Source organism: Paenibacillus hamazuiensis, from assembly GCF_023276405.1.
GTDB lineage: Bacteria > Bacillota > Bacilli > Paenibacillales > NBRC-103111 > Paenibacillus_AF > Paenibacillus_AF hamazuiensis.
Window position 1 is genome coordinate 2,394,459 of record NZ_JALRMO010000001.1, and the last position, 11,837, is coordinate 2,406,295.

Consider the following 11,837-nt stretch of genomic DNA (forward strand, 5'->3'; position numbering starts at 1 on the left):
AATAGAAACGGAGGAACGATCATGAGCAATTACGATTTGATTGTAGTGGGTGCAGGGCCTGCGGGTATTTTTGCCTGCTACGAGATGACGCTGAAACAGCCGAACGCCAAGGTGCTGCTGATCGATAAAGGGCATGATATTTACAGCCGAAGCTGCCCGATTTTAGAGGAAAAGATCAAGCTGTGTCCACCTCCGGCAGGGAAAAAGGAATTTGCCGGCTGCTTGCCGGCCTGTTCGATTACGAGCGGCTTCGGCGGGGCGGGAGCATACAGCGACGGCAAATTCAACATCACCACCGAATTCGGCGGCTGGATGACCGATTATATCGCACCTTCCAAGGTGCTGGAGCTGATCCACTACGTGGACCGCATTAATCTGCAGCATGGAGCGACGGAATCAATCACAGATCCGACGACAGACGCGATTAAAAATATCGAGCAGCGCGGTTATGCGGCAGGCTTGAAGCTGCTGCGCGCCCAGGTGCGGCATCTCGGCACGGAGCAGAACCTGCAGATTTTGCAATCGATCTATGAATATTTGAAGACCCGTATCGACATGACGTTCAAAGCGGAAGTGGAAGACATCGTGACCGAGCGAACGAAGGACGGACACAAGATAAAGGGAATCCAACTGAAAAGCGGAGACGTGCACTTTAGCGATTTCGTCATGATCGCCCCGGGGCGCGACGGATCGGCGTGGCTGACGGGCATTCTGAAGAAGCGGCGGCTGAAAATGTACAATAACCAGGTCGACGTCGGCGTGCGGGTGGAAACGTCCGATGTCGTCATGCGCGAAATCAACGAACATTTGTACGAAGGCAAGTTCATTTTTAATACATCGGTCGGTACGCGGGTCCGCACGTTTTGCAGCAATCCGTCCGGCCACGTCGTCGTGGAAAACCACAGCGGCGTCATGGCTGCGAACGGCCATTCATACAAGGACCCGGCGCTCGGCTCGCGCAATACGAATTTTGCCCTGCTCGTATCGCATAAATTTACCGAACCTTTCGATAAACCGAACGAATATGCAAGAGAAATATGCAAAAGAGCGAATGACTTATCTGGCGGCGGTGTGATCGTTCAAAAGTTCGGAGATATTATGCGGGGACGACGGTCTACGGCGGATCGGATCAAGGAAGGTTTTCTCGAGCCGACGCTGCATGAAGCGGTTCCGGGGGATCTCGGGCTTGTGCTGCCCTACAATACGATGAAAAGTTTGATCGAGATGGTGGAGGCGCTGGATAAAGTGACGCCGGGTATCGCTTCGGAACATACGCTTTTTTACGGAGTGGAATCGAAGTTCTATTCGGCACGGCCGAAGCTGTCTGCGTCGTTCGAAACCGAGATTGCCGGTCTGTTCTGCGGCGGTGACGGAGCCGGAATTACAAGAGGTCTCGCACAAGCCGGAGCCGCGGGTGTGTGGATCGCAAGAAACGTAATCGAGCGGATGTAATTGGCGGATTTTCACAAAAAGAGTGGACACGACCCTCTTGTGGTATTATGATACTAGAAGAATCTAGACATTGCGAAAGAGGAGGGGCGCTTCGATGCCTCGGCGATTTGTGATTGAAGCCGTAATGGTGACGATATACGGGCAACTGCTCATTCCGCCTACGGACGTGGAATACGTAATCCCTTATTCCACGATCATGGAATTGTACGAAATGAAGCAGCATAACGACCCGGTCATGCCGAATCCGGGAGATGATGCTCATGTCAAGCAAAAAATCGGCGAATTGATCGCTTTTTTCGAAGAATCGTTTAACAAGAAAAAGCTGGAGCGCGCACTGGCTGCGCCTTGGCGGGAAAGTCCGCCGCTCCCGATTAACGATAAAGTATCGTTTATTGTGGTGAACGCGATTGACAACGCCGAATACGGAGAGGCGATCGATCCGATCGAAACCGAGCTGATTTTGACGGCGCTTAAGGAACAAATACCGGTCCTGACCGATCAGCTCGAGTTTACCGACAAAGTGATCGAAGCGGCGATACCGGTTCAGGTGTTCGACATTGAAGATTTTGAATTTGCATTGGAGGAAGATTCTCAGTTCTTGTAAAAGAACTGGGATTTTTTTTGCCTATTGACATAGTCATATTATGAATAGTATTATTATGACTATGAAGAACATTAAAAAATCTCAACGTTCCCCTTTAGCTATGGCAATACTCGCCCTTCTTGTTGAAGAGCCGATGCACCCTTACCGCATGCAGCAGCTGATCAAAGAACGAGGAAAGGATGAAGTCATTAACGTACGCCAACGTACGAGTATTTACCAAACGATCGAACGCCTGCTGCGGGACGGACTTATTTCCGTTCGGGAAACTTCCCGGGAAGAGGGAAAACCGGACCGGACGATCTATGAGGCAACGGAAGAAGGCCAATCCACACTTCAAATTTGGGTGAGGGAGATGCTTTCCACGCCCCAGGAGGAATTTCCGGAGTTTCCCGCGGCTCTCTCGACTATTGCTGCTCTTACCAGCGAGGATGCTTTGCAGCAGCTTGAAAAAAGAATGGAAGCCTTGACAAAGGAATTGTCCCGTCTGGATGAAGTATTTGTCACACATCAAGACATTATACCAAGATTGTTTTTTTTGGAGGTGGAATACAAACGGGCTATTACTGTGGCAGAGCTCGACTGGGTGCGCTCCCTTGTTGGCGATCTTCGGACCGGGGCGCTGAGCTGGAGCAAGGAATGGCTCGAAGAAGTTTCGAACCGCTTAAAAAACGGTTGAATGGCAGCTGCCTGCTGCGGTTACTTCATTCATGGAGAGGAGAAAGATTTACTATGAAAGATCAGTTCAAAGTGTTGATCATCGGCGCCGGCACCGGCGGGTTATGTCTCGCACACGGCCTGAAAAAAGCAGGCATCCAGGTGGAAGTTTACGAAAGAGATCGGACCCGCACAGGCGGGCTTCAAGGTTACCGCGTCGGGATCAGCCCCGACGGGAGCCGCGCTTTGAAGGAATGCCTTCCGTCCGAGCTGTTTGACATTTTCGTCGCAACCTGTGCGCGGGCGCCCAAATTTTTCAATATGCTCACCGAACGATACTCGGAAGTGCTGAGCCTGGAGCTGGAAACCGGACACGACCCGGTAAATGAAGAAAAGTCGGTCAGCCGGATGACGCTGAGGCAGGTACTGCTGACAGGACTTGAAGACATCGTCCATTTTGATAAAAAGTTTACCCGCTACGAGCAAAACGAGGATGGCACGGTTACCGCATTTTTCGAAGACGGCACCAGCGCCTCCGGCAACCTCCTGGTCGGTGCGGACGGCTCCAATTCGCCCGTCCGCAAACAGCTTTTGCCGCACGCCAAATTGGAGGAGACGGGTATTATAAGCATCGGGGGCAAGCTGCCGATAACCGAAGAAACCAAATCGCTGCTGACGCATAAAGTGTTCAACGGCATCACGATGATTATGGCGCCGAAAGCGTACGGATGTATTTTGCACGCGATGGAGTTCAAATGGGACCACGGCGGCGTTAAAAACGGCATAGGCGGCAACGATGCTGAGCTGCTCTCCAGGTGGCCCGGTCTGCTGTACGACAACACCCGGGATTACATCATGTGGGGATTTTGGGCGTCCCGCCGCAGCTTTCCGGCCAATCCGCTGGAGATCAAGGACGGGGAACAGCTGAAACGGATGGTGCTCGGGATGACGGAGAGCTGGGATCCGAAGCTTCGCAAAATGTTCAGTTTATCCGATCCGACCACCATTTTCACGGTAAACATTCGCACCTCTGTGCCCATCGAGCCTTGGCCGACGAGCTCCGTCACATTACTCGGCGACGCCATTCATACGATGACGCCAGGCAGGGGAATCGGGGCGAATACGGCTTTGCGGGATGCCGCATCGCTTTGCCGCAAATTGATCGAAGCCCGCGGCGGGGGAAAATCGTTGATACAGGCTCTCCGCGAATACGAGACTGAAATGATCAAGTATGGCTTCGAGGCGGTCATCGATTCCAGAAAACAAATGGATGACAACACGGTCATGCATAAACCGGTAGTAGGACGCATTGCGCTGGCATGCATGAGAACAGGGATGCGCATGGTTAATCATCTTCCGCCGCTAAAAAAGAAAATGGCGGCGAACTTAAGCCATTCCCGCGGAGCGAATCGGGAGTCATCCGACTGACAAAACGCAAGATTTACTCTTGTGACGGCTTAACGCCTCTTTACAACGTAACAGTGTTATGTTACGTTAATCACGGAGGAGATAATATGGAACGTGAATTGATTTCCAAAAAAGAACTGCTTGAGCTGACGGGCATCTCGTACGGCCAGCTGTACCGCTGGAAGCGGAAGCAGCTGATTCCGGAAGATTGGTTCATCCGGAAGTCCACATTTACCGGGCAGGAGACGTTTTTTCCGAAAGAGCTGATCTTGGCCCGTATTGAAAAAATCATCAACTTGAAGGAAGACTTGTCGTTGGATGAGCTGGCCGATAAATTATCGCCTCATTTGTATGACTTCAGTTTGCGAAAAGATGAGATTATTAAACGTAACATTGTTTCGAAAATTGTGATGGACCGGTACGCAAGCAAGCAATGGGATGACGCGCCGTTTACGTTCGATCAGATGCTGCATTTTTATGTGATCGACAAGCTGCTGCAAGCCGGGGAGATGAGCCTCGAAGAAGGAGAGCTGCTGCTGGGTACGATTCGCGAACATCTCGGGAAATTCCAGGGCAAACCATGCGATCTCGTTTTCTTTCGCAAAATGGGCGTATCCGCCTTCGCGCTGCAGTCCGTCCCGGGCGAGCTGTATTTTGAGAGCGGCGTGAAAGTCGTGGCGAGGTTATCCATTTCGGAATGTATGGAGGAGTTAAAAATAAAGCTGTTTTAGGAGGCATGGCCGATGAATGCGTCGGATTATCCGGATTTGAATTTGAATGGCATGGCGAACGCATCCGGCGGCAAATACCGCTCGGTGACGATCGAAGGAGTCGGCAAGGTCGATGGCGACCTTATGTGCGAAACGTTCAAGTTAAACGGGATGGGTACGATCAGAGGGAATCTGGTGGCTTCCCGTTTTGAGATGAAGGGCAGAATGACCGGGGAGGGCAGCGTAACCGCAAAGTCGGTCCTCATTGAAGGGATTTCAAACCTGAATGGCTGTTTGCTGGGAGACGATATCCGACTAAATGGGATGATTAACGTAAACGGCGATTGTGAAGCGGAACGGTTCGCCGTCGAAGGAGGGTTTGCCATTGACGGTCTGCTTAATGCCGGAACGATCGATATCGGATTGTACGGACGCGGGCAGGCGAAAGAAATCGGCGGAGAATTGATCCGTGTGAAAAAATTGAAGAAAAACCGATGGAGCGGGCTGCTTAAATGGATTGCTCCTTCTTGGGACAACCGGTTAAAAGCGGGGACGATCGAAGGAGACGACATTCATTTGGAACATACGACCGCCAATGTCGTTCGCGGCAACCGCATTGTGATCGGACCCGGCTGCCGGATCGAACGTGTGGAGTACCGTACGGAGCTGCTCGTGCAGACGGGGGCTAAAGTAAACAAGCAAATCAAAGGCTGAACGGGAGGAAATGGCAATGGTGCAGACTGCAAATAGAAAGATGAAAATTACGGGTGTGGGATCGGTCTCAGGCGGCGTTTTTCAGCAAGTCGCCATTATGGGCGAAGGTCATGTGCTAGGATCGGTGGAATGCGAGTCGTTTCACTGTACGGGGAATTGTTCCGTGAAGGGGGCGGTTCAAGCCGAGCGGTACCGGCTGCTTGGCGATGCTTCCATTGACGGAGATTTACAGGGCGGTGAGCTGCGGGTCGTCGGACAACTTCAGGTGAAAGGGGCCGTGCGCGGAAAAACGGTCAAGCTGGACGGAATGCTGCAGGCGGAAGGGACTTGCGAGGCAGACCGGTTCCTTGCGAACGGAGCTTTTGAGATCAATGGTCTGTTAAATGCCGATGAGGTCAACATCAATCCGTTCGGACCATGCCGCGCCAAGGAAGTCGGTGGCGGGCGCATCACCGTTCGCCTTAAAAAATGGCTGGCGGTGAAGATGTGGTTCACCGGCGAAGGCCCTTCAGGACTTACGGCGGAGACGATCGAAGGGGACGATTTGTATTTGGAGCATACGAAGGCGGATATCGTCAGAGGGAACAAGGTGGTTATCGGACCGGGATGCCATATCGGGCATGTGGAGTACCGGATCAGCTTGCAAAAAGACGGAACTTCGATCGTTCTGCAGGAAGAAAAAGTATAATTTCCATTTATTGAAAAGGAGAAAAATTACGATGGCACTGCCACAAAACAAATTAGGTCTTGTCATTGCCGGGCTGCTGCTTGGGATTTTCGCGGCGGCGATCGATAACACGATCGTTGCAACTGCAATGGGTACGATCGTTGCCGAACTCGGGGGTCTCGACAAGTTCGTTTGGGTGACTTCCGCTTATCTCGTAGCCGAGATGGCCGCAATGCCGGTGTTCGGCAAGCTTTCGGATATGTACGGAAGGAAACGATTTTTTGTACTGGGCATCTCCCTGTTTTTGCTCGGCTCCGTTTTATGCGGTACGGCGCAGAATATTGTCGAATTGAGCATTTATCGCGCCATCCAGGGGATTGGCGGCGGTGCTTTGATGCCGATCGCCTTTACGATCATGTTTGATGTCGTCCCTCCGCAAAAACGGGGCGGTATGGGCGGCATGTTCGGAGCGGTTTTCGGGGCGTCGAGCTTGCTCGGCCCGCTGCTCGGCGCATATATCACGGACTATATGCAGTGGCGCTGGATTTTTTACATCAACCTTCCTATCGGTCTAATTGCGCTCGCTTTGATTATCTTTTTCTATCATGAATCGATGGAACACTCCAAGCAGCGGATCGATTGGTGGGGGGCGGGGACGCTCGTCGGCTCGGTCGTTTGCCTTATGTTCGCGCTTGAGCTAGGAGGGCAGCAGTATGCATGGAACTCCTCATTTATCATCGGATTGTTTGCAGCAGCAGCCTTGCTATTGGCGGTGTTCCTGTACGCGGAAACAAAAGCGGAGGAACCGATTATTTCCTATGCGATGTTCCGCAAGCGTCTGTTTGCGGCAAGCACGCTGACAAGTCTGTTTTACGGCGCGGGCTTCATCACCTTCTCGATGTATATCCCGATTTACGTACAGGGCGTAACGGGAGGGACGGCGACCAATTCAGGCCTCGTTCTGCTGCCGATGACGTTAAGTTCGGTGGTGGCGTCGCAAATCGGAGGTATTTTATCATCAAAAACATCTTTCAGAAATATTATGATATTCTCTGCAATTGTATTTATTTGCGGCACACTGCTGCTCAGTACGATCACTCCGGAAACCCCGAAGTGGCTGCTCACCGTTTACATGATCGTCGCCGGTTTTGGCGTCGGCTTTTCGTTCTCGGTGCTCGGGATGGCGGGCATACACAGCTTCGACATGCGCCAAAGAGGTTCGGCGAATTCAACGATGGCGTTCGTCCGTTCGCTTGGCATGACATTGGGACTAACGGTGTTCGGAATCGTCCAGCGGAACCTGCTGGCAAGCAAGCTGGGCGGCGCGTTCGGAGGAGCGGCCGGCGAATCGTTCGGCAGTACGCGCGAGCTGCTTTCTCCCGAGAAAAGGGCGGCGATTCCGAAGGAAATGATGGATCACATTGTCCAATTTTTGTCGTCCTCCATCACGACCATGTTTCTGTGGGCGCTTATTCCGGCCGTGCTCGCCTTCGTCGCGGTCCTGTTTATGGGGGATGCCCGGATGACGTTTCCGGTTAAGAACCAAACAGGCAAACCGGCGGGAGCAAAAGCGGAATGGAGCGGCGGGCAATAATGGCTTCTCACTCTACAAAAAAAACGATAAGCCGGTATCCTAAGCTTAATGCTTTGGATGCCGGCTTATTGCTTTTTATGTCGCGACGACATATAATCTATCGTGACGACATATCGATAAGACATATGACAGGAGGTTGAAAATGTACGAACTCTTTGTGTTGGGCCAGCTTATGTCCGGGGACAAACACGGTTATTTGCTGCAGGAGAGACTGAAGCATACGGTCGGTCCGATCCGGCAAATCAGCTCGGGAACGCTGTATCCGCTGCTCTCCAGAATGGCGGAGAACGGCTGGATCACACTTCGGCTGGAAGAGGAGCAGCAGGGAGGCAGGCCGCGGAAAATATACTCGATTACGGATGCCGGGCGCGAACGATTTCATGTGCTGATTTTGAGCCCGCTCGAACATAACCTGGATACGGAGCTCATTTTTCACCTGAAGATGGCATTGTTCAGATATGTTCCGAAGGACATACAAATCGCCTGCCTGGAACAATACATGGAGTATGTCCGGTATAATCTGAAGTACGTCAATTCGCTCCTGCAAATGTTTTCCAAAAAACACAACGACGAGCATATCCTTATTTATGTTATGCGTATGCTGGAGCATCGCAAGCATGTCGCTTTGGCGGACATCGCCTGGTTGACGGAGGAGATCGAACGGATCAAGAGCGGCGGCGATCCGCCGGATCCTCAGGAAAACGGCGGTAAGAGCCGTTAACTTTGGCCGAGACAGGCAACTGCTTATTTCAATTCGGGAGGAATGCAAGTGGAACGTTTATGGACGAAGCCGTTTATTCAAATGACGCTGGGGATGTTTTTCCTGTTTACCGGGTTTTACTTTTTGCTTCCGACGTTTCCTCTGTATATTAAACAGTTGGGAGGCGGCGAAGCGCAGATCGGATTCGTGGTTGGCACGTTTACGCTGGCTGCCGTCGTTTTTCGTCCGATCGTCGGGGGGCTGCTTGACCGTTACGGCCGCAGGCCGTTTATTTTGGCGGGACTCGTTTTATTTATCTTATCGATGTATACGTACAGCTGGGTGGGCGGCATTGCGATTTTGATCGTGCTGCGGATTATTCACGGCATGAGTTGGGCCGTTTCGACAACGGCCGTCGGGACGGCGATCACCGATATTATCCCCGTCTCCCGCAGGGGAGAGGGGATGGGTTGGTACGGCATGGCGATGACGCTGGCGATGGCGGTCGGGCCGATGCTGGGTATCTGGATACAGCAAAGTTACTCGTTCCACGGGCTGTTTCTGTCCGGGGCGATTTTAGCGGCAGCCGCGCTGCTGATGGCGTTTGTGGCGAAAATCCCGTTTCAACCGGGCGGAGCGGCAAAACGGATGGTTTTTTTCGATAAATCGCTGCTTTCCGTTACGGTGTCGATCTTTTTTCTTGCCTGCGCTTATGGCGGGATCACGACTTTCGTACCGCTGTTCGCCCAATCGATCCAGGTGAATTCCGGCATTTTCTTTACGGTATACGCAGTGGCGCTCACCGTCATCCGGCCTGTAGCGGGTAAGCTTTCGGACCGGTACGGCGAAACGGCCGTCATCGTTCCTTCGCTTGTCGTGACGGCGGCGGCGCTTCTCGTATTAAGCGTTTCGCAAGGGCTGCTTGGCGTCGTCTGCTCGGCGATTTTATACGGCATCGGGTTTGGCTCGGCGCAGCCTGCTTTATCCGCGGCGAACTTGCGGCTGGCCCACCCGGAAAAGAAGGGGGTCGCCAACGCTTCCTTCATGACCGCTTTTGACCTCGGCATCGGACTTGGCTCCATTGTGCTGGGCTGGGTTTCCCAGCATACGGGATATCAGGCTTTGTTTACGGTCAGCAGCGTGTCGGTCGTTGTTTCGTTATTGATTTTTGCGGCATTTGTAAGACAGATGTTAGCGGTGCGCGCAAAAGCGTAAATAGTGCAAATGATACATAAGCCGGACTAAGGGTCCGGCTTTTTTTAATGTTTACAATGTCATATTATATAACATTTATCAGTTATTCGGCGAAGAAGGCACAAAATAATCCGGCTAATTTGTGATGATGCACAATTGTATGTCATATTTATTGACGTTAAAATGAAATTTAACCTATAGTTAGAACAACGAATAACAACCATCGCGGGAATGGAGGGATGATCTGTGGAATCGCCAAAATATACGATCGAGCAAATCAATGGGATGAAGCCGGATTCGTTCGTTTCCGCATTAGGATGGATTTTCGAGCACTCGCCTTGGGTCGCGGAGCGCTGTTACGGTCATCGCCCGTTCGCCGATATGGAACACCTGCATGCCAGGATGACGGAAACCGTGGAGCTGGCTTCGGACGAGGAGCAGCTGGCGCTTATTCGGGCTCATCCCGATTTGGCCAGCAAGCTGCAAATGAGCGCCGCCTCCGTCAGCGAGCAGCACCAAGCCGGCCTCACCGGACTCAGCGGCGAGGAATATGAGCGCTTCACCGCGTGCAATCGCGAATATACTGCGAAATTCGGCTTTCCTTTTATCATGGCCGTTCGCGGGCGGAACAAGGGGGAAATTATGGCCTCCATGCTGCAAAGACTCGGTTCGAGTCCGGAGGAAGAACGCCGGAAAGCGCTGAGCGAGATCGCCAAAATCGCCCGTTTCCGCCTGGCCGATACGATTGCCGCCGATATTAACGAGGAGGGATCCCTGTGAATCCGATGACAAACAACCGCACCATGTATTACGGCAAAGGAGATGTGCTCGTTTACCGCACTTACGCCAAACCGCTGCGCGTCAAACCGATCCCGGAATCCAGCTTTGCCGGAAACGAAAACGCCATTTTCGCTTTAAATGTAAAAATCGCCGTCAGGGGGGATGCTTTTTTGCCTTCCTTTACGGAAGCGGACAATACGATGGTGGTCGCCACCGATTCGATGAAAAATTTCATTTTGCGCCATGCGGCCGACTTTAAAGGCAGCACGGTGGAATCGTTTCTCTATTTTATCGCCTGCAAGTTTTTGGACCGTTATCCGCAAATGACGGGCGTGCATTTGATCGCGGACCGCATCCCGTTTGACGGTGTACAAGTTTCGCAAACGGGCGGGACCTTCGCCGAAAGCGGTCTTGTTTACCGCCGTTCGCATAACGATCACGGCACGTTCGAGGTCGACGTCGAGCGGGCGCCGGAAGGAAACATCGTAAGGAGCCTGCGGGGGACGATCTCCGATTTGCAGCTGATCAAGCTGAAGGGCAGCTCTTTCGCAGGCTTCGTCCGCGACGAATATACGACGCTGCCGGAAACGTCCGATCGGCCGTTGTTTATTTTTTTGAACATAAATTGGACGTATGAGAATGCGGAGAATGCGCTCGATGCAGGCGGAGACATGTACGTCGCTGCGGAGCAAATTCGCGATATTGCCCAGACTGTGTTCCACGAGCTGAGCAGCGCTTCGATTCAAAGTCTCATCTATCATATCGGGCTGCGGATTTTGGAGCGCTTCCCGCAGCTAGCGGAAGTGAGCTTCGAGTCGAACAATCGCACGTGGGAGACCGTCATGTCTCAGGCGCCGGACGAGGAGGCCGCCGTGTATACGGAATCGCGGCCGCCATACGGCTTCCAGGGCTTCTCGATGACGCAGCGGGATTTGGCGGGCGCTGCCGCCAAAGGGGAAGCTGCGGCAACGAGGCTGTCATGAGCGGGCGGCTGACGACCCATGTGCTGGACCTCTCCGCCGGCGGACCCGCTCCCGGCATGCGGCTGCAGCTGCTGCACCTCGAAAAAGCGGGCCGACGCACGTTGATGCGCGAAGAGGTGACGGGCGGAGACGGGCGTTTGAAAGGTCCGCTGCTTGAGTCGGAGGAGATGGCTGCAGGGGAGTACGAGCTCGTTTTCTATGTCGCCGATTACTTTCGCTCGCGCGGTGTCCGGCTGGCGGAGCCGCCGTTTCTGGATCAGGTGCCGATACGCTTTGTCATCGCAGATCCGACGGAGCACTACCACGTTCCGCTGCTTGTCGCCCCCGGCGGGTACAGCACTTACCGGGGGAGCTAGATTCAGACGAATCCATCGCAAA

At 52.9% G+C, this 11,837-nt stretch carries 13 protein-coding genes; all 13 read left to right on the top strand.

Annotated elements, in window-relative coordinates; genetic code table 11:
* The first annotated feature begins 21 nt into the window (after window positions 1-21).
* The 13 genes from MYS68_RS10560 (at window position 22) to uraH (ending at window position 11,815) form a co-directional block, all read left to right on the top strand.
* Window positions 22-1,452: an NAD(P)/FAD-dependent oxidoreductase gene (locus MYS68_RS10560; protein ID WP_248925806.1), complete on the top strand. Its 1,431-nt coding sequence runs from the start codon at window positions 22-24 to the stop codon at window positions 1,450-1,452.
* A gap of 94 nt (window positions 1,453-1,546) precedes the next feature.
* Window positions 1,547-2,056, top strand: a complete 510-nt coding sequence (locus MYS68_RS10565) for an ADP-heptose synthase (RefSeq protein WP_248925807.1) — start codon at window positions 1,547-1,549, stop codon at window positions 2,054-2,056.
* A gap of 61 nt (window positions 2,057-2,117) precedes the next feature.
* On the top strand, window positions 2,118-2,732 hold the full coding sequence (locus MYS68_RS10570; protein WP_248925808.1) for a PadR family transcriptional regulator: 615 nt from the start codon (window positions 2,118-2,120) through the stop codon (window positions 2,730-2,732).
* A 53-nt stretch (window positions 2,733-2,785) separates the two neighbouring features.
* Entirely contained in the window at window positions 2,786-4,138 is a 1,353-nt protein-coding gene (locus MYS68_RS10575; RefSeq protein ID WP_248925809.1) for an FAD-dependent oxidoreductase, read from the top strand.
* A gap of 86 nt (window positions 4,139-4,224) precedes the next feature.
* Window positions 4,225-4,848: a YhbD family protein gene (locus tag MYS68_RS10580; protein WP_248925810.1), complete on the top strand. Its 624-nt coding sequence runs from the start codon at window positions 4,225-4,227 to the stop codon at window positions 4,846-4,848.
* A 12-nt stretch (window positions 4,849-4,860) separates the two neighbouring features.
* Complete coding sequence (locus MYS68_RS10585) at window positions 4,861-5,541, top strand: hypothetical protein (RefSeq protein WP_248925811.1); 681 nt, start codon at window positions 4,861-4,863, stop codon at window positions 5,539-5,541.
* Window positions 5,542-5,557: 16 nt separating this feature from the next.
* Window positions 5,558-6,229 (top strand): polymer-forming cytoskeletal protein, encoded by a 672-nt coding sequence (locus tag MYS68_RS10590; protein WP_248925812.1) that lies wholly within the window; start codon window positions 5,558-5,560, stop codon window positions 6,227-6,229.
* Between the two features lie 31 nt (window positions 6,230-6,260).
* The gene (locus MYS68_RS10595; RefSeq protein ID WP_248925813.1) at window positions 6,261-7,802 is read left to right on the top strand and encodes an MDR family MFS transporter; all 1,542 of its coding nucleotides are present in this window, start codon (window positions 6,261-6,263) and stop codon (window positions 7,800-7,802) included.
* A gap of 142 nt (window positions 7,803-7,944) precedes the next feature.
* Window positions 7,945-8,523: a PadR family transcriptional regulator gene (locus MYS68_RS10600; RefSeq protein ID WP_248925814.1), complete on the top strand. Its 579-nt coding sequence runs from the start codon at window positions 7,945-7,947 to the stop codon at window positions 8,521-8,523.
* A 48-nt stretch (window positions 8,524-8,571) separates the two neighbouring features.
* The gene (locus MYS68_RS10605) at window positions 8,572-9,717 is read left to right on the top strand and encodes an MFS transporter (RefSeq protein ID WP_248925815.1); all 1,146 of its coding nucleotides are present in this window, start codon (window positions 8,572-8,574) and stop codon (window positions 9,715-9,717) included.
* A gap of 225 nt (window positions 9,718-9,942) precedes the next feature.
* Window positions 9,943-10,476: a 2-oxo-4-hydroxy-4-carboxy-5-ureidoimidazoline decarboxylase gene (uraD, locus tag MYS68_RS10610; protein WP_248925816.1), complete on the top strand. Its 534-nt coding sequence runs from the start codon at window positions 9,943-9,945 to the stop codon at window positions 10,474-10,476.
* 5 nt (window positions 10,477-10,481) lie between these two features.
* Window positions 10,482-11,459, top strand: coding sequence for a factor-independent urate hydroxylase (gene pucL / locus MYS68_RS10615; protein WP_248930871.1), 978 nt, complete (start codon window positions 10,482-10,484; stop codon window positions 11,457-11,459).
* A complete protein-coding gene (gene uraH, locus MYS68_RS10620; RefSeq protein WP_248925817.1) occupies window positions 11,456-11,815 on the top strand; it encodes a hydroxyisourate hydrolase in 360 nt (119 codons plus the stop codon). The genes pucL and uraH overlap by 4 nt, the downstream gene beginning before the upstream one ends.
* The last annotated feature ends 22 nt before the right edge of the window (window positions 11,816-11,837 follow it).